The sequence below is a fragment of the Nocardia jejuensis NBRC 103114 genome (genome assembly GCF_001613145.1).
In the GTDB taxonomy this organism is placed as follows: domain Bacteria; phylum Actinomycetota; class Actinomycetes; order Mycobacteriales; family Mycobacteriaceae; genus Nocardia; species Nocardia jejuensis.
The window spans coordinates 49,256-71,390 of record NZ_BDBU01000027.1 but is presented as its reverse complement, the minus strand read 5'-3'; the positions used below and the strand labels follow the sequence as shown (position 1 = coordinate 71,390).

The following is a 22,135-nucleotide window of genomic DNA, read 5'->3' as shown; positions in this document are numbered from 1 at the left end:
AGGCTTTCCCGGCCCGCGCACGGACCACACCGGCCCGTCCGCGGGCCGATCGTTTCCCGTAATCTGCTGCGTATGAAGTCAGGTCAGCTCGCTCCGAACTTCGAGCTTCCGGATCAGTCCGGCACCCCCCGCTCTCTCGACTCACTGCTCGCGGACGGTCCGGTGGTGTTGTTCTTCTATCCGGCCGCCAACACTCCGGTGTGTACCGCCGAGGCGTGCCACTTCCGGGATCTGGCAGGCGAATTCAAGGCGCTGGGCGCGTCCTGCGTCGGGATCAGCACCGATTCGGTCGACGTGCAGTCCGGCTTCGCGGAGAAGCAGGGCCTCGGCTATCCGGTGCTCTCGGACCCGGGCGCGAAGATCGCCGCCGAGTTCGGCGTGAAGCGCGGGCTGCTGGGCGCGCTGGTTCCGGTCAAGCGCACCACGTTCGTGATCGACAAGGACCGCACCATCGCCAAGGTCATCAACAGCGAACTGCGCGCCAACGTGCACGCCGACGAGGCACTCGAGTTCCTGAAGTCCCGGGCCTGAGCCTCTCCCCCGTCCTGCGTTCGTTCGCCCGACTCCGGAGTGGCGCTCGCCGCCACGCCGGACGGGCGGGCATACGCTGGGCTGATGACTACGCCCAGCGAGACCGCTCCTGGCGATGCCCGGCCGGAGCCGACCCGATCATCCTTCGTCACCTGGCGCAATCGGATCATCGCGCTGGTGGTGCTCGCGGTGGTGCTGTGGGTGTCGTATCTGATTCTGGCCGCATTCATTCCGCGCTGGTGGGCCCAGCGAATCGCGGAAAACGTGCACGGGAGTTTCGCCAAGGGAATTTGGTCCGGATTGGCGATCGGCATCATATGCACGGCGGTGCCACTTTTCCTGTTGCTGACCGCGGGAATGACCTGGCGTAAACGGAGCGGTCCGTTTATTGCGGGCGCTTCGGCCGTTCTCGCCATCCTCGCGGCGATTCCGAATTTGATGACGCTGACCATCGTGCTCGGCGACTCCAATGCCGCACACGCCGGTGAGCGCATTCTCGACGTCGATGCCCCGGGTTACCGCGGCGCGGTCCTGGTGGGCGCGATCGTCGCCGCACTGCTTTTCGCGGTGGTGGCATTTCTTGTGATCCGCAGGCGATTTCGTCGCAATCGTGCCGAGAAGCAGCGGGGCGTACCGGAAAAGCAGCACGTGCCGGTGGAAATTCCGCCCACACCGCCCGGCTCCGGCACGATCTGAATTATCACCTCGACACGCGTGATGGATGTCACGTCAAACAGCAACCTCGTGCACGTCGAGCGAAATCGTGGCAAACTTTGACGTGCAAGTGACTCGGTGTTGTTGCTCCGTCGGCCGTCCGATTGGCCGGCGCGTCGCACTCCCCTTCAGAGCAACATGTCACTTGGCTGCTACGAGAGGGCTGGCACGGTGACGAAGTCGTTGAATCCCATGGAACAGGGCGCCTGGCGGACCCTCGTGGGGCTGATGACCCGCCTCCCGGCCGCCCTGGATACCCAGCTCCAACGTGAGTCGGGGATTACCCATTTCGAATACTTCGTGATGACTCTGCTCTCCGAAGAACCAGGCCATCGCCTGCAACTGAACGAGCTGGCGCAAAAGGCAAACGCATCGCTATCACGGCTGTCGCATGTGGTGTCCAAGCTCGAACGACTGGGCTGGGCCGAGCGTGTCTCGATCTCCGGACGGCGTGGCGCGCAGGCCGTCCTCACCGACGCCGGATTCCGCAAGGTCACCGAGGCCGCCCCGGGCTATGTCGAATGCGTGCGCGGGCTGGTCTTCGACGGTCTCGACGACGAGCAGACGCGGCAGCTGCGGGAGCTCGGCGAGGCGATGGTCGCGCAATTGGACAGGGGGCTGACCCGCGGGCTCGGTCGGTCCACGCGGCCGGTCACGAACTTCGGGCTCGAGGACCACGAAAACCGTTAGCGCGGAAGGGATTCCAGCGGCGGCGGCTCAGGCCTCGTCGGTCAGCAGAGCGTCGCCCTTCGCCAGCAAAACGTCGGTGTCGAAGCAGGTGTGCGTACCGGTGTGGCACGCCGCGCCCTCCTGATCGACGACGAGCAGCACGGTGTCGCCGTCGCAGTCCAGCCGGACCTCGTGCACGTACTGGGTGTGGCCGGAGGTCTCGCCCTTGACCCAGTACTGCTGACGCGAGCGCGAGTAGTAGGTGCCCTTGCGGGTCTCCAGCGTGCGCGCGAGAGCTTCGTCGTCCATCCACGCCATCATGAGCACATCGCCGGTGCCGCGCTCCTGCGCGACGGCGGCGAACAGACCGTCCTCGTTGCGCTTGAGGCGGGCGGCGATCGCGGGGTCGAGGCTCATTCCACTGTTATACAGGGCGCGGGTTCCACGATCGTCAGCGCACGACGATGCCCTCGACGCGCATCGCGTCCTTGACCTGGCCGATGGTCAGGTCACCGAAGTGGAAGACGCTCGCGGCCAGCACCGCGTCCGCGCCGGACTGAACAGCGGGGGCGAAGTCCTCGACCTTGCCCGCGCCACCGGAGGCGATGACCGGGACCGAGACGGCCGCGCGCACGGCGCGGATCATGGTCAGGTCGAAGCCGGCCTTGGTGCCGTCGGCGTCCATCGAGTTGAGCAGGATCTCCCCGACACCGAGTTCGGCTCCGCGTGTTGCCCATTCGACCGCGTCGATGCCGGTGCCGCGCTTGCCGCCGTGGGTGGTGACCTCCCAGCCGGACGGGGTGGGCTGCGAACCCTCGGGCACCGTGCGGGCATCGACGGACAGCACGATGCACTGCGAGCCGAAGCGCTCGGACATTTCGCGCAGCACCTCGGGGCGCGCGATGGCGGCGGTGTTGACCGAGACCTTGTCCGCGCCCGCGCGCAGCAGACGGTCCACGTCCTCGACGGTGCGCACGCCGCCGCCGACGGTGAGCGGGATGAAGATCTGCTCGGCGGTGCGGGTCACCACGTCGATCATGGTGCCGCGGTCGCCGGTGGAGGCGGTCACGTCCAGGAAGGTCAGCTCGTCCGCGCCCTGGGCGTCATAGGCGGCGGCCAGTTCGACCGGATCGCCCGCGTCCCTGAGGTTTTCGAAGTTGACGCCCTTGACCACGCGGCCGGCGTCCACGTCCAGGCACGGAATCACGCGCACTGCCAACGTCATTGCTCTACCTCTCCTCGGACATGTTGTCGACGGTGTCGTTGATCATGTCCAGTAATTCCTCGTGCACCCCCGGCGCGGCCGCCAGCACCGAACCCGATTCGATGGTCCAGGGCCGGCCGCGCAGATCGGTGACCACGCCACCCGCGGCGCGTACCAGTGCGACCCCCGCGGCGTTGTCCCAGGGATGGTGGCCGAACACCACGGCTCCACCCAACACGCCGGATGCGGTGTATGCCAAGTCGATTCCGGTGGAGCCGTGCATGCGCATGCGGCCGGACAGGCGGCTCAGCGCACCCATCAGATTGAACCGGAAGATGCCCGGAATACGGCCCTCGCCATCGATATTGAAGGTTCCGAAACCGATCATGGCCGCGGACAGCTTGCTCGGTTCCAGACGGGGCAGCGGCTGGCCGTTCAGGTGGACCGGGCCCTCGACGGTGGCGGCGTAGCGCTGCCCCAATCCGGGCAACCAGGTCAGGCCGAGCACCGGTGTGCCCTCGCGCACCAGCGCCAGCAGCATGCCGGAAAGGGGATGCCCGGCCGAGTAGTTGAACGTGCCGTCGATCGGATCGAGCACCCAGGCGGTGCCCGAGGTCAGTTCCGGTCCACCGAATTCCTCGCCGTGCACCGGAATTCCGGTGCGCTCCAGCAGTTCTCGCGACAGAGTTCGCTCGAGCTCGAGATCCACCTCGGTGGCGAAATCGTTGCGGCCCTTCTGCACCGCGCTGGGCGCGCCCACACCCTCCACGAACCGCGATGCGGCGCCGTCGAGCGCGTCTCGGGCAATGCTGAGCAGCTCGGCGAGGTCGGTCACGGGCTAGCGCACCGCCGCGAGAGCTTCGGGCAGGGTGAATCGGCCCGCGTACAGGGCCTTGCCGATGATCGAACCCTCGACGCCCTCCTCGACCAGGGTCGCGATGGCGCGCAGGTCCTCCAGGGCGGAGATGCCGCCCGAGGCGATCACCGGGGAGTCGGTGGCATTGGCGACCTGGCTCAGCAGCTCCAGGTTCGGGCCGGTCAGGGTGCCGTCCTTGCTCACGTCGGTGACCACGTAGCGCGAGCAGCCGTCACGCTCGAGGCGCTCGAGCACCTCCCACAGGTCGCCGCCGTCGGTGACCCAGCCGCGCCCGCGCAGCCGGTACTCGCCGTCGATGAGCTTCACGTCCAGGCCGACGGCGATCTTGTCGCCGTACTCGCCGATGGCGCGGGCGCACCACTGCGGATCCTCGATGGCGGCGGTGCCGAGATTCACCCGCGCGCAGCCGGTGGCCAGGGCGGCCTTCAACGACTGGTCGTCGCGGATACCGCCGGACAACTCCACCTTCACATCGAGCTCGCCGATGACCTGTGCCAGCAACTCACGGTTGCTGCCCTTGCCGAACGCGGCATCCAGATCGACCAGATGCACCCATTCGGCTCCGTCGTTCTGCCAAGCCAGGGCGGCATCGCGCGGCGAACCATAGCTGGTCTCGCTCCCCGCCTCCCCCTGAACCAGGCGCACGGCCTCACCATTGGCGACATCGACGGCAGGTAGCAGCACAAGACTCACGGGAGCAGCTTAGTGGTTGCTGAGAGCGGGTCCAGCGTCGGCCTGGGGTTTTGCGCCGGTTCTCGGCGGCGCGACTCGGTGGCCGCGTGCCGGTAGGCCTCCGCGCGCGCGAACAGCGGCCGGGGTCGTCGACATCGGGCGCGCCACCCGCGCCTCGTGGCCGCGCCGACCCTCGGACGGGGCACGATATCGCGGATGTCGGTGGGTACCGGTATCTTTCGTATCGCCTTCCGGCACAGAATCATTCACCACCCTGGGGGAATCATCTCTACTCGACGCACGCTCGCAACGACCCTTCTGCTTTCGGCGGCGGCCACCGTGTGTGGCGCGATGCCCGCCGCCTCCGCAGCCGCCCCTGACGCCGCACGGGTAGCCGCCTGCGCGGCCGCGGCGGAAATCGGCGGCATGAGCTATTCGACCTTCGATGCCTCGATCGAGCGCCTGCTCGGGCTGACCACCGGAAACCTGCACGACAACTTCGAAAGTCGCCGGGAGTCCATTCGCGCGCTGCTCACCCAGAGCCGCGCGGAGGCGCAGGTCTCGGCGATCGACTGCACGATCACCTCGGGTGACGAGCGCACGGCGACCGTTCATGTGAACCTGACGCAGGTCACGCGCAATGTCGAGTCCGATCAACCCCGTACGAGTTCCTACGGGATGACGGTGGTCGCCGAGAACGTCGACGGGCAGTGGCTGGTCTCCAGCGCCGACGTGGACAGCTGATCCGGGTTCGGGACGCCTGACTCCCAGCGCGGAAATCGTTGCCACGGAATCGATTTCCGCGTGCCTCGGAGTCAGCCGTCGGCGTGCAGTTCCAGAATCCGGGTGAGAATCAGGACGAAGTTGGCGCGTTCGGCGGCGCTGAAGCCGGGCAGCAATTCGTTCTGCGCCACGGCGAGTCGCGCATCGAGGTCTCGCAGGTGCTCGACACCCGCCGGGGTGAGGGTGACGATATTGCGGCGACGGTCGTCCGGATCCGAGGCGCGGTGCACGAACTCGCGCGCCGCGAGGTCGTTGACGGTGGCCACGATATCGCTGCGATCGATAGTGGTGCGTCGTCCCAGCTCGGCCTGACTCGCCGGCCCGAATTCATCGAGCGTGACCAGCAGCGCGTAGTGATACGGCCGCGACCCGGTCGATTCCAGCGCCCGATCCGTCAACCGATTGGCGAGGATCGCCACCTGATTCACCAACCGGGTGGGCAACGCCCGCAATCTCCCGGACGCCCCGTCGTGAGCGATCTCCATATCGGGACAGTAGCAATAATTGTTGGCCCGACCCACAGTTTGATCACCGCACACCCTGGAGGAACCATCCGTACCCGAGCTGTCTTCACTGCCGCACTGTTCGTGTCGGCGCAGGCGTGGATCGGAGTGATCGCGACTTCGGCGCACGCGTCCACTCCCGAGGAAGCCCGCGTGGCGGGCTGCGACTTCGCCACCGCCATCGCGACTTACGACTACCGCGACATCGATACCCATCTGGCCGGCATTCTCGACCGCACGACCGGCGAATTCCGGCAGATGTTCCAGGACAATCAATCGGCCCTGCGAGCGGCGCTGGTCGCCGCGCAGGCACATTCGGAGGCCGGCAACGTCCAGTGCACCCTGATCTCGGGTGACTCCGAGCACGCCAGAGTCGCGCTCGAATTCGACACCATCGCCAACACCAAATCCGGCCCCCGCTCAGACCACGTCAGCACCGTGGACGAACTCGACAACGTGAACGGCCGCTGGCTGATCAGCCGCGCTGACCCGTCCTCGTGACACAGTCGTCCGCTCGATGATCGCGGGGGGACTGTGCACATGCGCGAAACCCCCGCGGTCGACGGGGGTTTCGCGGAACGAGTTCGCGTGGGAACTAGAGGGACTGGACCCAGTTGCGCAGGAGGTGGGCGCCGGCGTCCCCGGACTTCTCCGGGTGGAACTGGGTGGCGCTGAGCGGGCCGTTCTCCACCGCGGCCAGGAACGGGACGCCGTGTTCGGCCCAGGTGAGCTTCGCGGGGGCGATGTGACTGGAGGTGGGGTCGTTCCAGGTCCAGGTCTGGGCGGCGTAGGAGTGCACGAAGTAGAAGCGGGTGTCCGCGTCCATACCGGCGAAGAGGGTGGAGTCCTCGGGAGCCTTGACGGTGTTCCAGCCCATGTGCGGCAGAACCGGGGCGTCGAGACGCTCGACGGTGCCGGGCCATTCGCCGCAGCCCTCGGTCTCGATGCCGAATTCGACGCCGCGCTCGAAGAGGATCTGCATGCCCACACAGATGCCGAGGATGGGACGGCCGCCCGCGAGGCGCTTGCCGATGATCCGGTCGCCGCGCACACCCAGCAGTCCGGCCATGCAGGCGGCGTACGCGCCGACGCCCGGCACCACGAGACCGTCCGCGTTCAAGGCGGTTTCGGCGTCGGCGGTGACGGTGACCTCCGCGCCGGCGCGCACCAGGGCGCGCTCGGCGGAGTGCAGATTGCCCGAACCGTAGTCGAGCAGGACCAGCTTCTTGACGGTCATAGGGTTCCCTTGGTGGAGGGGACGCCGCTCACGCGCGGGTCGAGTTCGACGGCGGCACGCAAAGCCCGTGCGACAGCCTTGAATTCGGCTTCGGTGATGTGATGCTGGTCGCGGCCGTACAGCACCCGCACGTGCAGGGCGATGCGCGCGTTGGACGCGATCGACTCGAACACGTGGCGGTTCAGGACCGTCGAGTAGGACGCGCCGGGGCCCGCGCTCGGAATCACGGTGTGCAGCAGGTGTTCCGGCTCGCCGGTGTGCACGCAGTAGGGACGCCCGGAGACGTCCACGATGGCCTGGGCGAGGGTCTCGTCCATCGGAATGAACGAGTCGCCGAAGCGGCGGATGCCCTTCTTGTCACCGAGCGCCTGCGCCAGCGCCTGACCCAGCACGATGGCGGTGTCCTCGACGGTGTGGTGCGCCTCGATCTCGATGTCGCCCTTGGCGGCGACGGTCAGATCGAAGCTGCCGTGCTGACCGAACGCGGTCAGCATGTGGTCGTAGAACGGGACGCCGGTGGAGATGTCGGTCTTACCGGTGCCGTCGAGGTTGAGTTCGACCACGATGCTGGATTCGCGGGTGGTGCGTTCCACCCGGGCAATTCGGTTCATGCTCGCTTCCGTACTCATCGGGTGACCACCTCGGTCGCGGCCAATTTCTCACTGACACGCAGGAATTCGTCGTTCTCGGCGGCCAGACCGATGGTGGCGCGCAGGTATCCGGGGATGCCGACGTCGCGGATCAGGACGCCGTCGTCGAGGTATCGCTGCCAGGTGCGCGGAGCATCGGCGAAGCGGCCGAAGAGCACGAAGTTGGCCGTGGACGGAATGACCTCGTAACCCAGCGCGGTCAGCGCGGACATCACGCGATCGCGCTGTGCCGCCAATTCCGCGACGCTGCCGAGGGTTTCGTCGGCATGGCGCAGCGCGGCGCGCGCGGCGGCCTGGGTGACCACTGACAGGTGGTACGGCAGGCGCACCAGCAGCAGCGCGTCGATGACGGCCGGTGCCGCCGCGAGGTAACCGAGGCGTCCACCGGCGAAGGCGAACGCCTTGCTCATGGTGCGGGTCACCACCAGCTTGGCCGGGTACCGATCGATGAGCTCGATGGCGCTGGGGGCGCTGGAGAATTCGCCGTACGCCTCGTCCACCACCACGATGCCGGGGGCGGCATCGAGGATCCGGACCAGATCGTCCAGCGGAATGCTGTGGCCCGTCGGGTTGTTGGGGCTGGTCACGAAGACCACGTCGGGGCCTCGATCGGCGATCACCATGACGGCGTAGTCGATGTCGAGGGAGAAGTCGCCGTTGCGCTTGGCTTCGATCCACTCGGTGTCGATGCCCTCGGAGATGATCGGGTGCATCGAGTACGAGGGCACGAAACCCAGTGCGCTGCGGCCGGGTCCGCCGAAGGCCTGCAGCAGCTGCTGCAGGATCTCGTTGGAACCGTTGGCGGCCCACACGTTCGACACGTCCACCGCGACACCGGTCTGCCGGGTCAGGTAGTCGGCCAGATCCGTGCGCAAGCCCACGGCGTCGCGGTCCGGGTAGCGGTGCAGATCGGCGGCGGCGGCGCGCACGGATTCGGCGACGTCGTCGATCAGCGCCCGGCTCGGCGGGTGCGGGTTCTCATTGGTGTTGAGCTGCACGGGCACCGTCAATTGCGGTGCGCCGTAAGGCTTCTTGCCGCGCAGGTTGTCCCGCAGCGGCAGATCCTCCAGCGAGGCGGCGGAGCCGGGCACGGTCGCGGCGCTCATGACAGCTCCCCGAACCGCACCTGCACGGCCTGACCGTGTGCGGGCAGATCCTCGGCGTTGGCCAGGGCGACGACGTGTCCGGCGACATCCTTCAGCGCGGCCTCGGTGTACTCCACGACGTGGATGCCGCGCAGGAAGGTCTGCACGCTCAAACCCGAAGAGTGCCGGGCACATCCGGCGGTCGGGAGCACGTGGTTGGAGCCCGCGCAGTAGTCGCCGAGGCTGACCGGGGACCAGGCGCCGACGAAAACCGCTCCGGCGCTGCGCACCCGGGCGGCGACGGCGGAGGCGTCGGCGGTCTGGATCTCCAGATGTTCGGCGGCGTAGGCGTTCACGACGCGCAGACCCTGGGTGATGTCGTCCACCAGGACGGTGCCGGACTGCCTGCCGGACAACGCTTCCGCGACCCGGTCGTGGTGCTTGACCACGGCCATCTGCGCGGTCAGCGCGGCGTCGACCGCGTCGGCCAGCTCCACGCTGTCGGTGACGAGCACACTCGCTGCGAGCACGTCGTGTTCGGCCTGCGAGATGAGATCGGCGGCCACGTGCACCGGATCGGCGGTGGCGTCGGCCAGGATCGCGATCTCGGTGGGACCGGCCTCGGCGTCGATGCCGACCAGCCCGCGGCACAGCCGCTTGGCGGCGGTGACATAGATATTGCCCGGCCCGGTGATCAGGTCGACCGGCTCCAGCTGCGCGCCGTCGGTGTCGGTGCCGCCGTAGGACAGCAGGGCGACCGCCTGTGCGCCGCCCACCGCCCAGACTTCCTCGACGCCCAGCAGCCGCGCGGCCGCCAGGATGGTCGGGTGCGGGAGTCCGCCGAACTGCTGCTGCGGCGGCGAGGCCACCACCAGCGATTCGACGCCCGCGGCCTGAGCCGGGACCACGTTCATGACCACGCTCGACGGGTAGACGGCATTGCCGCCCGGTACGTACAGCCCGACCCGCTCGACCGGCAACCAGCGTTCGGTGACGGTGCCGCCCTCGACCACCCGGGTGGTCTTGTCGGTGCGACGCTGATCGGCGTGCACCTTGCGGGTCCGCTCGATGGCGACCTCCAGCGCGGCGCGCACGGCCGGATCGAGTTCCTCGAGCGCCTTGGCCAGTTCGGCCGTGGGCACCCGCACCACGACCGGCTTCACGCCGTCGAACTTCTCGCTGTACTCCTGCGCTGCCTCGACGCCCCGATCGCGGATAGCCTCCACAACCGGGCGCACGTGATGCAGCACCGAGTCCACGTCGACGCCTCCGCGCGGCAGCGCCGCCCGGAGTTCGGCGGCAGTGGGCGTACGTCCGCGCAGATCCACGCGGGCGAGCTCGATGCGGCTGGTCATAGCGCTGTGCAGTCCTTGTCTGTGCTGTTTCAGGTAGTCGCCGTTTCCGGTGTTCGGGACATCCGAAACCGCTCGCGACCAGCCCCCAGCCTATCGGGTCGCCGCCAGCGCTTATCCGCGACACCGTGGACGACCGGGACGACCGGGACGTGAGGCGACCCAGGTCACACCGGACGAGTGCGCGGTCGTGCGTTCGGGCGGGTCGGCTGCCGATCCACGGTGAGCATCGAGCGCCGCGGCATTCGACCGTTCCACTCACGACCCGGGGGTGCGAAGGTGAGCAGCGGGGTGCGCGGGCGGGTGGGCTTGGATACGTTGACTGGGTGACTGTTCTCGGCGCGGTGTCGATGCCCCAGATTCCTCCTGAGCGTCTCGGGGAGGTGTGTCGCGCGGCCGAGGACAGCGGGCTCGAGCAGCTGTGGCTGTGGGAGGACTGTTTCTGGGGTGGCGGAATCGCCGCGGCGGCAACGGTTCTGGCGCGCACCGAGCGGGTGCGGGTCGGCATCGGGGTGATGCCGGTGCCGCTGCGGAACGTGGCGTCGACGGCGATGGAGGTGGCCACGCTGTCGCGGCTGTATCCGGATCGGCTGATTCCGGGTGTCGGGCACGGCGTTCAGGACTGGATGGCTCAGGTCGGGGCGGGCGTCGAATCGCCGATGACGCTGCTGCGTGAACAACTCCTCGCACTGCGGTCGCTACTGAACGGTGAGAAGGTCAGCACCGCGGGCAGATACGTCCAGCTCGACGGGGTCGCGCTGGATTGGCCGCCCACTACGCCGCCGGTGCTGGCGGCCGCGGCCACCGGCCCGCGCACCGTCCGGCTCTCGGGTGAACTCGCCGACGCGACCATCCTCACCGCGCGCACCTCACCCGACGGGGTTCGCACCGCTCGCGCGCTCATCGACGAGGGACGCGCGAAGGCCGGGCGCACCGACGCGCATCAGGTGATCGTCTACCTGCGCACCGCGACCGGACCCGACGCGGCGGCCCGGCTCGAGGTGGCCCAGGAACGCGAGGGTACCGAGGTCGGCGCCGGTGTCGCGGGCGGCGCCGAGACCATCGCGGACGCGGTGCGCCGCTATGCCGAGGCCGGTGCGGACACCGTCGTGCTGGAGCCGATCTCCGATCATCCGGATCCTGTCGAGTTCGTTCGTTTCGCCGGTGAGGAAGTACGGCCGCTGCTCGGCTGACCGGTGGTGGCGCGCGTTCGGTCCTCTTGCGGAGTCACAGTCGAGCGGTAGAGTCCCGCACCCATGGGGAGAGGGCAGAAATCGACAATTCCGACAACGGGTGACGGCTACTGGCCGGACGACGCGACCCGGCCGCCGACGGTGACCCGAAGTACGGCCGTGGTGCTGGCGAGTGTCGTCGGGGCCCTGGGCGTGATCGCGGTGTGGACGGGTACTCGGGCGGTCGCTGACGGTGAGTTCGATATCTACGGCAGGTTCGGGTTTTCGCTCGGCTTGCTGCTGTTCATCACCTGTATCGCCGCGCTGACCGTCGGCATCGCACTGCTGCGACCGCCGTTCCTGCTCACGAAGAACAGCGTCGTGGTGCATCGGGGTGTGCTGAACAACGGCCTGTTCTACTGCTTCGGATGGTGGACGCTGAGCGCGGCGCTCTGGGTGCTGGTGAGTGTGGCGGCCGGTGCCTGGCTGTCCAGCGCGGTCGGGCTGATCCTGCTGGTGATCGCCGCGTTCATGACGTACTCCGCGATCACCACCGGACGCAATCGACTCGAGGTCGCGCGCACCGGAATTCGGCTCTCGCTCCCCCGTCGGGATCGCGAATTCCCCTGGGAGGCGCTCTCGGACGTGCGACTCGAGCACGTCAAGCCCGGCTCGAGCGGTATCGAACGAGCACAGATCGAATTCCGTTGCGACGCTTCGGCGGTGATCGATCACACCGGCCCCGTCGAATCGTTCCCGGACGACGGGACCGGGCCGCGCCCCTACAAGATCCTGCTGGAAGGTCTGGCGGTGCGTCCGGAGGCGCTGCTGGCGACCATGGAATTCATGGTCGCCCATCCCGAGCGGCGCGGCGAGATCACCGTCCGCGAGATCGCCGAGAAGCTGAGCTGACAGCGGGCTTCGTCGCCGCTGCCTTTTTCGTCGCTGCCTTTTTCGCCGCTGCCTTTTTCGCCGCTGCCTTTGTGGTCGCGGCCTTCGTCACCGCGAGCTTGTCGGACACCGGCTTCGCGCCCGGAACCGGCTTCGTCCCGCCCCTCGTCACGGGTTGCGCCACAGGCGCTTTCGCCGCGTCCTCGGCGTCGAGCCTGCGATACACCACATGCTGCTGTACGTAGGTCCACGCGTTCTGGGTGACGAAGTACAGCAGGATCGCGACCGGGAAGATCGCGCCGGACACGATCACGCCGATCGGGAACACCCACAGCGACATCATGTTCATGATGTTCGTCTGCGCGGTGGGCTCGACGCCGAGCTCGCGCTGCCGGGCGATCGAGTAGCGCGCGGTGAAGTGGGTGGCGACCGCCGCGATGATCATGAGCGGAATCGCCACCGCCGCGACCGCGCCGAAGGCGTCGCCCGCCGAGGACAGGGTCGCGCCGATCGGCGCGCCGAACAGCGTGGCCTGCAGGAACGAATGCACTTGATCGGGCCCGAACACATAGTTGGCGGTCTGCGCGTTCTGGAACGAGCGCAACACGTGGAACAGGCCGAGGAACACCAGGGACTGCCCGACGATCGGCAGGCAGCCGAGCAGCAGGTTCACCCCGTTCTCCCGCTGCAACCTCTGCACCTCGGCGGCCTGCTTCTGCTTGTCGCCGGCGTGCTTGCGCTGCAGCTCCTTGATCTGCGGTGCCAGGCGCGACATGGTGCGCTGGAACCGCAACTGCGCCAGGAACGGCCGCAGCAGCAGCGCGCGCAGTGTGATGACGAGCAGGACGATGGCCAGCACCCAGGCCAGGCCACTGCTCGCGCCGGGTACGGACGCGAAAGCCGTGTGCCACAACCAGAGCACGGCCGACACGGGGTAATAGATGAAATCGAGCATGGACACCTCGCGGTGAGGCACCCGCGGATCGACCGCGGGCGGAGCGGATCGGGGCTGCGAAAGGCCCGTCCGCACCATCAGGGCACGGTCAGGCCGCGCCTGCTCCCGGCGCTCGGGGACGCGGACGTCCCGGGGTATCCGGATTGCTCTGCCGCAGGAACGCGCCCCGCAGCCGCTTGCCCGCCGATTCGGGCGGACCGGAGTTCGCGGCCACCGCCACCAGCGGGCCACGCGACACCAGCAGGGCCGCGGTGAAGGCGACGAGGGCCACCGCACCGAGAACCACCAGCGAGTTCGGCTCGGCCGCGGCCAGGAACAGCACCGCCCACGCGGACACCACGAACGCCAGCACCATCAGCGCTGTCGAATGCATCCGTGTGACCACGGTGCGAGCCTACCCGGCGGCCGAGACGATCGCCGATGGCGCGAGTCACACGCGGTCGTGGTCTCAGTCGGCCGGTTGCGGTGCGGGAAAGACCCAACTGCCGTCGAGGATTTCCGGGCGCGGGCGGTACAGCCGGATCGTGTAGTTCCAGTCCGGGAAGATCGGCAGGAAGTTCGGGGCGTCCGGATCGCCGCCGAAGCGGACGGTCACCGACCCGTCCGGATCCGGGGTCGAGGTCGCGTCACTGCGCGTGTAGAGATCGCGATCGTTCTTCCACAGATACCCGTCCTCGGTGTACACGGTGACGGACCAGAACCCGTCCACCGGCACCGAGGCGGGCACCGTCAATGCGTAAGCGATTGTGCCGTTGTTCTTTTCGGGCGTCCCGTTCAGGAACATCGCGTCACGGGCGGGGCCGCCGCCCCACCCGCCGGCGGTGCCGATCAAGTGCATGACCGGATCGACCTCGTCCACACTCCCGAACATCCCGTCGAGGTGGCGCAGGGTCGAGCCCATGGTCTTGAGCCCGGTGCGCACCAGCGTCCTGGATCGGTCGTCCCAGTCCGGAATCTCGAAGGCGCCGACCTCCGACTGTGCCACCGTGACCCGATCCCGCAACGCCTTGGCTATCGCGAGATCCTCGGGGTCGCTGGGATCGACGAAGAACCGGATCGCGATGTGCGCGTAGCGAGTTCCGTTCGAGTCCCGATCCAGCACATGCTCACCGTGCTCGTAGACCGTCGAGGTGATGTGATGGTCCTCGTTGATCACCCGCATCGACATGTACCGCCGACCGGTCTCGGGCAGGGTGACCACGGCGGGCTGGTCCAGATCCAGTACGGCCCAGCAGCACAGCACATCCCGGTTCATCCGCACCACGGGCTGATCGTCGGAGGGGCCGGGCGGCTCGACGCCCACGAACTCCCCGAACATCCCCGCGTCGACCCGCTTGCTCATGTAGAAGTGGCTCTCGGCCCGCACGAAATTCTGCGGATCGACATGCACCGCCGCAGCGCCGCGATGTCCCCGCACGTGAGCCTCCTCGAGTCGTCCGATACCCAAGACGTTAGCCCGTGAATAGCGATGATCCCCGAATTGCCACTCCCAAGAACACAAGTCGTCTCAGAAAAGTGAGTCCGAGCCCGGTCGCCACACCGTGAACGGACCACCTCGCTCATTCCGCGACGAGTCGGCGGATGATCATGGGTTCGGCGAGGATGCCCGGCAGCACGCTCGCGATATGAGTGAAATGTGCAGTGGCGAAGTGTTCGTCGAGTGACCCGGGTCCGGTCCACTCCTCCACGACGACCATGTGCGCCGGGTCGTTGGGGTCGGCGAAGGGCCGGTAGGAGAGACAGCCCGGTTCGGCGAGCGATGGTTCGATCATCGACTCGAGGGCGGTGCGCAGGCGGTCTTCCTGGCCTGGGGTGGCACGGAGTTCGGCGACGACGTGCAGGGACATGATCTTCCTTTTCTCAGACGTGGGTGGGGCCGGCGCCCGCGCCGGTGGTGGTGAGGGCGGCTTCGATTTCCGCCAGGTCGGTTGCCGTGAGCGCGAGGGTGGCGGCGGGTGTCCAGCCGTCGATCTGAGCCGCGGTGCGAGCGCCGACGATCGCGCCGGTGATACCGGGCCAGGCGTTGACCCATGCCAGGGCCACCGCCGCGACGGTGACACCGTGCCGAGTCGCGATCGGGCGCAGCGCGTCCACCAGCGCGAGGTTGCCGGGCAGGCCGGTGGTGAAATCCGGGCTGCCGGAACGCCAGTCGTCCTCGGACAGCACCCTGTCGGCGGTGAAGGCGCCGGTGAGCAGGCCGGACTGCAGCGGTGAGTAGGCGATGACGCCGGTGGAATGCGCGTTCGCCCAGGCGATTTCGGGGGCGGCGGTGCGGTTGATCGCCGAGAACGGCGGCTGGATGGCGTCCACGTGGGCGATGGCCTCGGCTCGTTCCAGCTCGGCCACATCATGATTGGACAGTCCGATCGCGCGGATCTTGCCCTCCTGCTTCAGATCGGCCATGACCTGCCAGTACTCCTCCAGCGGGGTCGGGGCGGCGACGCCTTCGCCCGCACCGCCGTAGACGAAGACCGCGCCGGTGTCGGGCCAGTGCACCTGGTAGAGGTCGATGTGCTCGACACGCAGGCGGCGCAGCGAACCTTCCAGCTCGGCGCGCACGGCATCGGGGCGCATGATGCGCCGGGGCGGACCCTGGCGATCGTCGCCGTCCTCCCAGATGAGGCCGGTCTTGGTGAACAGGTACGGCCGCTCCGATTCCGGGATGTCGGCCAGCGCCCGGCCCACCAGCGTCTCGGCGTGGCCGAGGCCGTAGGCGGGAGCGGTGTCGAGCCAGTTCAGGCCGCTGTCGACCGCATGGCGAACGGCCGCGATCGACTCGGCGTCCGCGGTGGCGCCCCAGGAGTACTGCCAGCCGGAACCGGCGATCACCCAGGTGCCGAAGCCGAGCGGGGTGATGTCCATGCCGGTGTCACCGAAGCGGCGGACCTGGCCGCCGTCCTGCACCGGGTTGCTGCGCGACGCTGTGGTCATATCGGAACTCCTGTTCGCTGCCGGATCGGTTCCGGCTGTGACCACTACTTTCGCGATTCGCACACCGGGCAAACAGTGCCGCGCGAGCCTGGGCACGGCATGACCAGGATGCGGGCGGCGGGCACCCGCGATACTGGTCGGCATGACCTTGGACCGGCGTGCCGAACTCGGCGAATTCCTGCGCTCCCGCCGCGCCCGGCTGCGGCCGGACGAGGTGGGGTTGGTCGATCACGGCGCGCGCCGCCGGGTCCCGGGCCTGCGGCGCGAGGAGCTGGCCCTGCTCGCCGGGGTGAGCGTCGACCATTACGTGCGCCTGGAGCAGGGCCGCACCCTGCATTTCTCGGAGTCGGTGCTGGACGCGGTCGCTCGGGCACTGCGCCTGAATCCGCTCGAGCGCGACCACTTCTATCGTCTGGCCAGGCCCTGGTCCGGGGAGGAACCGCCCGCCGAACAGCAGGTTCGCCCGGGCCTGCGCCGCCTGCTGGATTCGGCCGACGTCCCGGCGTACATCGTCGGGCGCGGCACCGATGTGCTGGCCTGGAATCAGCTCACCGCCGCGCTGATCACCGACTTCTCCGCGCTCCCCCCGCGCGAGCGCAATCTCGCCCGCCTGGTCTTCCTGGACGAGGGCATGCGCGAGCTGTACGAGGACTGGCCGGGTAAGGCCGCCGATGTGGTCGCCTATCTGCGCCTGGACGCCACCCGCAATCCGGCCGATGTCGAGATAGCCGCCCTCATCGACGAATTGTCCACCGCAAGTGCGGAATTCCGTCAGTTGTGGGACCGCCACGAACTCAAGGACAAGACCCACGGCCGCTACGTCTACCTGCACCCGGTCGTCGGCCGCATCGACCTCGGGTTCGAAACCCTGCGGCTGCCGGACGATCCCGATCAGGCTCTGATCGCCCATACCGTGGAGCCGAACTCCCCCAGCGCCACCGCGCTGAACCTCCTCGCGACCTGGGCCGCGGACCACCCGTATCCCTCCCCCGCCGAACGCGGCACCCGGTAGCGGCCCGGACCCATCACCGGACCGGGGCCGCCGCGCCGGGGTCCTCGTACCGGGGTGCGACCGGCCAGTGAACATCATAGGCCCAGCCCAGGCGCTCGAACACCCGAATGAGGGCCGCTGTCGGGTCGTGTTGTCCAGGGAGTCCGCCGTGGCGGGCGCTGGTCGGATTGGCATGGTGCAGGTTGTGCCAGCCTTCGCCGAAGGTCAGCAGAGCCACCCAGCGCACATCCCGGGATCGGTCCGCGCCCCTGGTGGGGTAATGCCGGTCACCGAACGCGTGGCAGATCGAATTGACCGACCAGGTGACGTGATGCACCAGCGCATAGCGAACGAGCCCGGCCCAGAGGAACGCGGTGATCGCACCGTGCCGACTCGAGGTCGCGAGGCCACCGATCGCCGCGGGCAGGAGCAATGAACCCGCGGCGATCACCAGGTAATAGCGGTCGATCCAGCGCAGGATCGGGTCGGCCAGCAGATCGGGAACGTACCGTTCGCGGTCGGATCTGCTCGGCGCGGTGGCGAACCAGCCGACCTGGGCGTGTATCAGGCCGCGCAGCAACGCGATCGGACCGGTGCCGAACCGCCAGGGCGAGTGCGGGTCACCGGGTGCGTCGGAAAACCGATGGTGGCGGCGATGCTCGGCAGCCCACAGCGTGACGGGTCCCTCGAGTGCGATACCACCGGACAACGCCAGTGCCACCTTCAGCGGTCCGCGCGCGGCGAACGAGCGATGGGTGAAGCAACGGTGATAACCGGCGGTGATGCCGAAGATGGCCACGGCGTACAGACTCACCCCGAGCCCGACGTCCAGCCATGACGGCCCCCACCCGTATCGCCAGGCCATCGGAACCGCGGCGATCAGCACCAGCAGCGGCAGGATCACCAGGCTGATCAGCGATAGGAGTCGGTGGCCCGCACCGATCGGCACCGTGTCCCCCTGCCGGGCCTCGCGCGCCGAGGCCCGCCCGAACCGCCGGCGTGCGCTCATCGGGGGGCGCTCCTGCCGAGCGTGACCAGGTGAGTTTCCTTGTCCTCGGGTGTGTTTCGGTTGAGGATCTGCGAGAACGAGTGCGTCGACTCGATGATGCGCATGCCCTCGGGCGAGAAGGTGTCCGGGGTGAACAGTCTCGGTGACAGCAGTGGGTGGTTCAGCAACTCGGAGAAGGCCGACACGACGAACATCCGCCCCATGAGGCGGCCCCACAGCGCGCCGACAGCGGGTTCCTCGGCAGCTTGACCCACGTAGTAGTCGATATCGTCTATTTCGCGATAGCGTTCCCGCAGGCTCGCGATCACCGCGTCGTCGCTGGATATCTGCCGCCAGTCCGTCACCCGCTGCAATCCGGCGAACTCGCGATAGTCGTTGTAGGAAGCCATGTTCAGGGCTCGCCCCATCGCGATGGTCGATTCTTCGGTCGGCAGCAGTGACGCGTCGGTGTTGAGCAATCCCAGTCTGCCCGCCGGTTGCGTGGACAGGTCCTGGAACAGCGGGCCCAGACCGCGGGCTTCGACGAGTTTCCCGTTGGCAAGCGTATCGGCCAACGGCACGGTGGTGCCGTCTATGACATATTCGGACGGAATCATGCTGTGCCAGCGATAGGACATGCTGTATTCGATGGTCACCCAGTTCGGTTGAATCCAGGGGCCGCGGTAGGTGCGTTTCGGATCGAGTGAGAAACGGAAGTGAAACGGCGTGAGGTGATTGACGTAGTCTTCCAGCGCCACCCGGGTCAACAGCACGATCATCACGTTGCGGGTGGTTTGGAAGAGTCGCTCGTCGTCCCAGCCCTCGTGTGCCGCCGCGATGATTCCGGCGATACGGTTGTGTTCACGCACGAACAGGGTGGCGAACATTTGCGTGCCGATGGTGGAATTGGAGCCGTCGCCACCCAGCGCGTACAGGGAATCGCGCTTTTCGAACGGAATGCGTTCGAAGCGGACCGGTTCCACCGACGCGAATTCCTCTTTGATCTGCCCGCCCGCGCACAACAGCGGCGGGAATTCCGCGGCGCCGACCCATCGACTCTTCAGCCGCCCGCCCTCGAAGTCCCGCAGGGCATTGCTGATCTCCTCGGTGTGCCCGTAGAGCGGCCTGGCGTCCACCACGTGCGTCGAGTCGATGCGACGGGGATCGGGATCGTTTCCGCGGTGCAGGAATCCGTCGGTGAACCACTGCGACCATGCGGGGAGCAGAGCGCTCGAGCGTTCGGCGGTCACGGTCGCGCCCGATCGCCGGAACAGTTCGACGGCCTCGGCGGGCGTCGGCAAACCTGGGCGCGGTTCGTCGACCGGCGGCAACTGCCGTCCGATGTAGGTCCGATCGGTCAGCGACGGCCAGCTGGTGTACGGACTTCGAGCGCTCAACGGCTCGGGACGGGTCGGCAGGTTCCGCATCGCAATCTGTGTCAGCCCGCTGTTCAGCCGGCGCTGTACCGGGGTAACGCGATTCACCGCGGACCAGAGCGGTCCATAGTGCGACAACACGTGCGCGGCGAGCCGGGCGGGCCGGCCGTCGCGAGACATGTCACGACCGGACACGGTGGCACTGCACATGGGAGATCCCCCAAACGTCACTGGTGTGGACTTGCACATTCATTGCCCGACTACGGATCTCACTTGCTGTCGAGGAATGCCACCTCGCGCCGTATGTCCGTCAGGAGCATGTCGGCGACGGCCCTGCTGAATCCATTGCGAATGACGAATCTCGCCACCGAAATGTGCTCCAGATCGGGCGGCAACGTGTAGGTCGGGGCCTGCCAGCCACGCAGTCTCAACCGATCGGACAGATCCGCGACGGTGAATACCTGCTCGTGGTCGGAGTTCACCCGCACGGTGAGGATGGGCAGGTGCTCACCACCCGAGATCACCTGCAGGCCTTCGATGTCGGCCACCTGTTCGGCGAGGTAGCGCGTGACGTCCACCGACGCCTGCTGGACCGCCCGATACCCGCCGAAACCCAGGCGCAGGAAGTTGTAGTACTGGGCGATGACCGGCGCCCCGGACCGGGAGAAGCTCAGTGTGAACGTTTCCACGTTGCCACCGAGCAGGTCGCAATCCATCACGAGATCCCGGGGCAGCGCGGACGGCTCCTGCCATACCACCCAGCCGACTCCGGGGAAGACCAGGCCGAACTTGTGCCCCGAGGCATTGATCGACTGCACCCTGGGTAAACGGAAGTCCCACACCAGATCCGGCTCCAGGAACGGCGTGACGAATCCGCCGATCGCGGCATCCACGTGAATCGGGATGTCGATGCCGGTTCGCTGCTGCAGTGCGTCCAACTCCGCCGACATGTGCGCGATCGGATCGAGATTGCCGACCTGGGTGGACCCGAGCACGCCGATCACACCGATGGTGTTCTCGTCGCAGAACTCCTGCAGGCGTGACGCGTCGAGCGTGTAGCTCCCCTCTTCGATCGGTATCCACCGCGGTTCGACATCCCAGTACCGGCAGAATTTCGGCCAGCAGGTGTGCACCGCGGTGGACAGCGCCAGGTTCGGCCGATCGACCGGGCGGCCCAGCGCCCGCATGCGTTCGCGCCACGTGAATTTCATGGCCAGCCCGCCCAGCATCGCGGCTTCACTGGAACCACTCGTCGAACATCCCACGCTGATGCCGTCGGGGTCACGCCACAGGTTGTCGAGGATGTTGACGCAGCGCGCCTCCATTTCGGCGGTCTGCGGATACTGGTCGTGATCGACGATATTGCGATCCAGGGACTCCGCAATGAGTTCGCGCGCTTGCGGTTCCATCCACGTCGTGCAGAAGGTCGCCATATTGAGCCGCGCGTTGCCGTCCAAGATGAGTTCGTCACGAATCAGCGCCGCGGCGGCGTCGGGCGACATCGGATACTCGGAGAGTTTGAATTTCGGCACCCCGCCGGGCGGAACCAGACCGCTATACAGAGGATTGACTTCGACCGATTCACTCCACCGGTCCGGCTGCACATGGGTAAGCATTGTTCACGCACCTTCTCAGCGCGGACAAGACAGATGAAACAGTGCGCAGGTCTTACATCTCTCGCACCAGTCATGAATCCGCAGGAGTATTCGCTTTCACCGACTTCTGCGCATCAGGGATGCGACGGCGCGGCAAGCTAAATCAGTGGAAACAGCAGAGATATCGGGTATTATACTTGATGGCTAAATCGGAGCAATCGCTTCTGTAGCAAGGTTAGCAGTCGGCGCGAGAGTGCGGCAATAGATCCGCCGAGACGGCACACCGAATAGCGGCCCGCCCCGGACATGCGCCCGCAGAGCGCCCGAATGTCCAAGTCGCCGTGGACAAGACACGCGACTCGAACTCGACTGACACGCCGTGGCAGACATGGCGATATGCCACATCCGCGGACGCCGGTCGGCTAAGTGGTCAACGACTCGTACAGCCTGTCGAGGCTTCGCCCGAACGCCACACGCTCGGCCGGATCGAGGCACCCGAACGTTTCGGCTTCGACCGCATCGAGCACGCGGTCGGCGGTCGCCAGAACGACCTTTCCCGCCGGCAGCAGAGAAACCACCTGCCGTCTGCGGTCGGCGGGATCACGGTTTCTCTCGACGAAGCCTTCAGCATCGAGGCCGTCCAGATAGGCGACGATATCGCCTGTGTCCAACCCGATCCGAGCGGCCAGCTCCTTCTGGTGACACGCACCCAACTCGTTGAGCGTGCTGAGTATCGCGTGCTGGTTGGGCAGCAAGCCGATTGTCGACAGCTCGTTGACATAGCGCTGACGCACCCGCAGAGCCGATCGGACCAGCAGGTACCCGAAGCGGCTGCTCAACGACGGCGAGACCGCATCTTCCCGTTCCATGCCGGTCAGCTTACGGAGATCACCACGCCTGCCAATAGAAGGGCTTGCCAATCATTGGCACACCTGCATAATCTGAGAGCGTGCCGCAGG

At 67.3% G+C, this 22,135-nt stretch carries 26 protein-coding genes; 8 read left to right on the top strand and 18 right to left on the bottom strand.

Annotation, left to right across the window (positions count from 1 at the left end):
* The first annotated feature begins 72 nt into the window (after positions 1–72).
* From NJ1_RS21875 to NJ1_RS21865, 3 genes are all read left to right on the top strand, one after another.
* Positions 73–531 (top strand): peroxiredoxin, encoded by a 459-nt coding sequence (locus NJ1_RS21875; RefSeq protein WP_067697394.1) that lies wholly within the window; start codon positions 73–75, stop codon positions 529–531.
* A gap of 84 nt (positions 532–615) precedes the next feature.
* Positions 616–1,227: a spermidine synthase family protein gene (locus NJ1_RS21870; protein ID WP_067697671.1), complete on the top strand. Its 612-nt coding sequence runs from the start codon at positions 616–618 to the stop codon at positions 1,225–1,227.
* A 210-nt stretch (positions 1,228–1,437) separates the two neighbouring features.
* Positions 1,438–1,935 carry a MarR family winged helix-turn-helix transcriptional regulator gene (locus tag NJ1_RS21865; protein WP_245717518.1) on the top strand — a complete coding sequence of 166 codons (498 nt, stop codon included), beginning with the start codon at positions 1,438–1,440 and terminating at the stop codon, positions 1,933–1,935.
* A gap of 27 nt (positions 1,936–1,962) precedes the next feature.
* Here the strand turns inward: NJ1_RS21865 and hisI are convergent, their stop codons facing one another.
* Genes hisI through priA form a run of 4 tightly spaced genes read right to left on the bottom strand, consistent with a single transcriptional unit; the run spans position 1,963 to position 4,688 of the window.
* Positions 1,963–2,331, bottom strand: coding sequence for a phosphoribosyl-AMP cyclohydrolase (gene hisI, locus NJ1_RS21860; RefSeq protein ID WP_067697390.1), 369 nt, complete (start codon positions 2,329–2,331; stop codon positions 1,963–1,965).
* 34 nt (positions 2,332–2,365) lie between these two features.
* Positions 2,366–3,139 (bottom strand): imidazole glycerol phosphate synthase subunit HisF, encoded by a 774-nt coding sequence (hisF, locus tag NJ1_RS21855; RefSeq protein WP_067697388.1) that lies wholly within the window; start codon positions 3,137–3,139, stop codon positions 2,366–2,368.
* 4 nt (positions 3,140–3,143) lie between these two features.
* Positions 3,144–3,953: an inositol monophosphatase family protein gene (locus NJ1_RS21850; protein ID WP_067697386.1), complete on the bottom strand. Its 810-nt coding sequence runs from the start codon at positions 3,951–3,953 to the stop codon at positions 3,144–3,146.
* Between the two features lie 3 nt (positions 3,954–3,956).
* Positions 3,957–4,688 carry a bifunctional 1-(5-phosphoribosyl)-5-((5-phosphoribosylamino)methylideneamino)imidazole-4-carboxamide isomerase/phosphoribosylanthranilate isomerase PriA gene (priA, locus tag NJ1_RS21845; protein ID WP_067697384.1) on the bottom strand — a complete coding sequence of 244 codons (732 nt, stop codon included), beginning with the start codon at positions 4,686–4,688 and terminating at the stop codon, positions 3,957–3,959.
* A 330-nt stretch (positions 4,689–5,018) separates the two neighbouring features.
* Between priA and NJ1_RS21840 the strand changes: the two genes are divergently transcribed.
* Positions 5,019–5,411, top strand: coding sequence for a hypothetical protein (locus NJ1_RS21840; protein WP_067697380.1), 393 nt, complete (start codon positions 5,019–5,021; stop codon positions 5,409–5,411).
* 71 nt (positions 5,412–5,482) lie between these two features.
* Here the strand turns inward: NJ1_RS21840 and NJ1_RS21835 are convergent, their stop codons facing one another.
* The gene (locus NJ1_RS21835; RefSeq protein WP_067697378.1) at positions 5,483–5,935 is read right to left on the bottom strand and encodes a MarR family winged helix-turn-helix transcriptional regulator; all 453 of its coding nucleotides are present in this window, start codon (positions 5,933–5,935) and stop codon (positions 5,483–5,485) included.
* 126 nt (positions 5,936–6,061) lie between these two features.
* Here NJ1_RS21835 and NJ1_RS21830 point away from each other — a divergent pair, with 126 nt between their 5' ends.
* A complete protein-coding gene (locus NJ1_RS21830) occupies positions 6,062–6,454 on the top strand; it encodes a hypothetical protein (protein ID WP_157574145.1) in 393 nt (130 codons plus the stop codon).
* 94 nt (positions 6,455–6,548) lie between these two features.
* On the opposite strand, the gene hisH is transcribed toward NJ1_RS21830, so the two are convergent.
* Genes hisH through hisD form a run of 4 tightly spaced genes read right to left on the bottom strand, consistent with a single transcriptional unit; the run spans position 6,549 to position 10,280 of the window.
* Positions 6,549–7,190, bottom strand: coding sequence for an imidazole glycerol phosphate synthase subunit HisH (gene hisH / locus NJ1_RS21825; RefSeq protein WP_067697374.1), 642 nt, complete (start codon positions 7,188–7,190; stop codon positions 6,549–6,551).
* Positions 7,187–7,819 carry an imidazoleglycerol-phosphate dehydratase HisB gene (gene hisB, locus NJ1_RS21820; RefSeq protein WP_067697372.1) on the bottom strand — a complete coding sequence of 211 codons (633 nt, stop codon included), beginning with the start codon at positions 7,817–7,819 and terminating at the stop codon, positions 7,187–7,189. Before hisB ends, hisH begins: the two co-directional genes overlap by 4 nt.
* Positions 7,816–8,946: a histidinol-phosphate transaminase gene (locus NJ1_RS21815; protein WP_067697370.1), complete on the bottom strand. Its 1,131-nt coding sequence runs from the start codon at positions 8,944–8,946 to the stop codon at positions 7,816–7,818. The genes hisB and NJ1_RS21815 overlap by 4 nt, the downstream gene beginning before the upstream one ends.
* Complete coding sequence (gene hisD / locus NJ1_RS21810) at positions 8,943–10,280, bottom strand: histidinol dehydrogenase (RefSeq protein WP_067697368.1); 1,338 nt, start codon at positions 10,278–10,280, stop codon at positions 8,943–8,945. The genes NJ1_RS21815 and hisD overlap by 4 nt, the downstream gene beginning before the upstream one ends.
* A gap of 323 nt (positions 10,281–10,603) precedes the next feature.
* Between hisD and NJ1_RS21805 the strand changes: the two genes are divergently transcribed.
* Both NJ1_RS21805 and NJ1_RS21800 read left to right on the top strand, forming a co-directional pair.
* Positions 10,604–11,470 (top strand): LLM class flavin-dependent oxidoreductase, encoded by an 867-nt coding sequence (locus NJ1_RS21805; RefSeq protein WP_067697366.1) that lies wholly within the window; start codon positions 10,604–10,606, stop codon positions 11,468–11,470.
* Between the two features lie 63 nt (positions 11,471–11,533).
* Positions 11,534–12,361, top strand: coding sequence for a PH domain-containing protein (locus tag NJ1_RS21800; RefSeq protein WP_157574144.1), 828 nt, complete (start codon positions 11,534–11,536; stop codon positions 12,359–12,361).
* Here NJ1_RS21800 and yidC read toward each other — a convergent pair.
* The 5 genes from yidC to NJ1_RS21775 all read right to left on the bottom strand — a co-directional run bounded on the left by yidC (position 12,327) and on the right by NJ1_RS21775 (position 16,226).
* The gene (yidC, locus tag NJ1_RS21795) at positions 12,327–13,295 is read right to left on the bottom strand and encodes a membrane protein insertase YidC (protein ID WP_067697669.1); all 969 of its coding nucleotides are present in this window, start codon (positions 13,293–13,295) and stop codon (positions 12,327–12,329) included. The genes NJ1_RS21800 and yidC overlap by 35 nt on opposite strands.
* An 88-nt stretch (positions 13,296–13,383) precedes the next feature.
* Positions 13,384–13,680, bottom strand: coding sequence for a DUF6412 domain-containing protein (locus tag NJ1_RS21790; protein ID WP_245717517.1), 297 nt, complete (start codon positions 13,678–13,680; stop codon positions 13,384–13,386).
* A 63-nt stretch (positions 13,681–13,743) separates the two neighbouring features.
* On the bottom strand, positions 13,744–14,712 hold the full coding sequence (locus NJ1_RS21785) for a DUF1214 domain-containing protein (protein ID WP_245717516.1): 969 nt from the start codon (positions 14,710–14,712) through the stop codon (positions 13,744–13,746).
* A gap of 142 nt (positions 14,713–14,854) precedes the next feature.
* Positions 14,855–15,142, bottom strand: a complete 288-nt coding sequence (locus NJ1_RS21780; protein ID WP_067697362.1) for a putative quinol monooxygenase — start codon at positions 15,140–15,142, stop codon at positions 14,855–14,857.
* Between the two features lie 13 nt (positions 15,143–15,155).
* Entirely contained in the window at positions 15,156–16,226 is a 1,071-nt protein-coding gene (locus tag NJ1_RS21775) for an aldo/keto reductase (RefSeq protein WP_218025242.1), read from the bottom strand.
* Positions 16,227–16,368: 142 nt separating this feature from the next.
* On the opposite strand from NJ1_RS21775, the gene NJ1_RS21770 reads away from it, so the two are divergent.
* A complete protein-coding gene (locus NJ1_RS21770; RefSeq protein ID WP_067697360.1) occupies positions 16,369–17,238 on the top strand; it encodes a helix-turn-helix transcriptional regulator in 870 nt (289 codons plus the stop codon).
* A 13-nt stretch (positions 17,239–17,251) separates the two neighbouring features.
* Here NJ1_RS21770 and NJ1_RS21765 read toward each other — a convergent pair whose 3' ends face one another.
* The 4 genes from NJ1_RS21765 to NJ1_RS21750 all read right to left on the bottom strand — a co-directional run bounded on the left by NJ1_RS21765 (position 17,252) and on the right by NJ1_RS21750 (position 22,045).
* On the bottom strand, positions 17,252–18,226 hold the full coding sequence (locus tag NJ1_RS21765; RefSeq protein ID WP_067697358.1) for an acyl-CoA desaturase: 975 nt from the start codon (positions 18,224–18,226) through the stop codon (positions 17,252–17,254).
* On the bottom strand, positions 18,223–19,632 hold the full coding sequence (locus tag NJ1_RS21760; RefSeq protein WP_169813179.1) for a peroxidase family protein: 1,410 nt from the start codon (positions 19,630–19,632) through the stop codon (positions 18,223–18,225). Before NJ1_RS21760 ends, NJ1_RS21765 begins: the two co-directional genes overlap by 4 nt.
* A 218-nt stretch (positions 19,633–19,850) precedes the next feature.
* Positions 19,851–21,197: a glutamate decarboxylase gene (gene gad / locus NJ1_RS21755; RefSeq protein ID WP_067697354.1), complete on the bottom strand. Its 1,347-nt coding sequence runs from the start codon at positions 21,195–21,197 to the stop codon at positions 19,851–19,853.
* A 401-nt stretch (positions 21,198–21,598) separates the two neighbouring features.
* Entirely contained in the window at positions 21,599–22,045 is a 447-nt protein-coding gene (locus NJ1_RS21750; protein ID WP_067697352.1) for a MarR family winged helix-turn-helix transcriptional regulator, read from the bottom strand.
* Between the last annotated feature and the right edge of the window lie 90 nt (positions 22,046–22,135).

Excerpts from the sequence above, each read along its gene's own strand:
- yidC (WP_067697669.1), bottom strand. The coding sequence starts at position 13,295 with ATGCTCGATTTCATCTATTACCCCGTGTCGGCCGTGCTCTGGTTGTGG.
- NJ1_RS21770 (WP_067697360.1), top strand. The coding sequence starts at position 16,369 with ATGACCTTGGACCGGCGTGCCGAACTCGGCGAATTCCTGCGCTCCCGC.
- hisB (WP_067697372.1), bottom strand. The coding sequence starts at position 7,819 with ATGAGTACGGAAGCGAGCATGAACCGAATTGCCCGGGTGGAACGCACC.
- NJ1_RS21760 (WP_169813179.1), bottom strand. The coding sequence starts at position 19,632 with ATGCGGAACCTGCCGACCCGTCCCGAGCCGTTGAGCGCTCGAAGTCCG.
- gad (WP_067697354.1), bottom strand. The coding sequence starts at position 21,197 with ATGCTTACCCATGTGCAGCCGGACCGGTGGAGTGAATCGGTCGAAGTC.
- hisI (WP_067697390.1), bottom strand. The coding sequence starts at position 2,331 with ATGAGCCTCGACCCCGCGATCGCCGCCCGCCTCAAGCGCAACGAGGAC.
- NJ1_RS21870 (WP_067697671.1), top strand. The coding sequence starts at position 616 with ATGACTACGCCCAGCGAGACCGCTCCTGGCGATGCCCGGCCGGAGCCG.
- NJ1_RS21865 (WP_245717518.1), top strand. The coding sequence starts at position 1,438 with ATGGAACAGGGCGCCTGGCGGACCCTCGTGGGGCTGATGACCCGCCTC.
- NJ1_RS21800 (WP_157574144.1), top strand. The coding sequence starts at position 11,534 with ATGGGGAGAGGGCAGAAATCGACAATTCCGACAACGGGTGACGGCTAC.
- NJ1_RS21840 (WP_067697380.1), top strand. The coding sequence starts at position 5,019 with ATGCCCGCCGCCTCCGCAGCCGCCCCTGACGCCGCACGGGTAGCCGCC.
- NJ1_RS21775 (WP_218025242.1), bottom strand. The coding sequence starts at position 16,226 with ATGACCACAGCGTCGCGCAGCAACCCGGTGCAGGACGGCGGCCAGGTC.
- NJ1_RS21875 (WP_067697394.1), top strand. The coding sequence starts at position 73 with ATGAAGTCAGGTCAGCTCGCTCCGAACTTCGAGCTTCCGGATCAGTCC.
- hisD (WP_067697368.1), bottom strand. The coding sequence starts at position 10,280 with ATGACCAGCCGCATCGAGCTCGCCCGCGTGGATCTGCGCGGACGTACG.
- NJ1_RS21750 (WP_067697352.1), bottom strand. The coding sequence starts at position 22,045 with ATGGAACGGGAAGATGCGGTCTCGCCGTCGTTGAGCAGCCGCTTCGGG.
- hisF (WP_067697388.1), bottom strand. The coding sequence starts at position 3,139 with ATGACGTTGGCAGTGCGCGTGATTCCGTGCCTGGACGTGGACGCCGGC.
- NJ1_RS21815 (WP_067697370.1), bottom strand. The coding sequence starts at position 8,946 with ATGAGCGCCGCGACCGTGCCCGGCTCCGCCGCCTCGCTGGAGGATCTG.
- NJ1_RS21765 (WP_067697358.1), bottom strand. The coding sequence starts at position 18,226 with ATGAGCGCACGCCGGCGGTTCGGGCGGGCCTCGGCGCGCGAGGCCCGG.
- NJ1_RS21780 (WP_067697362.1), bottom strand. The coding sequence starts at position 15,142 with ATGTCCCTGCACGTCGTCGCCGAACTCCGTGCCACCCCAGGCCAGGAA.
- NJ1_RS21835 (WP_067697378.1), bottom strand. The coding sequence starts at position 5,935 with ATGGAGATCGCTCACGACGGGGCGTCCGGGAGATTGCGGGCGTTGCCC.
- hisH (WP_067697374.1), bottom strand. The coding sequence starts at position 7,190 with ATGACCGTCAAGAAGCTGGTCCTGCTCGACTACGGTTCGGGCAATCTG.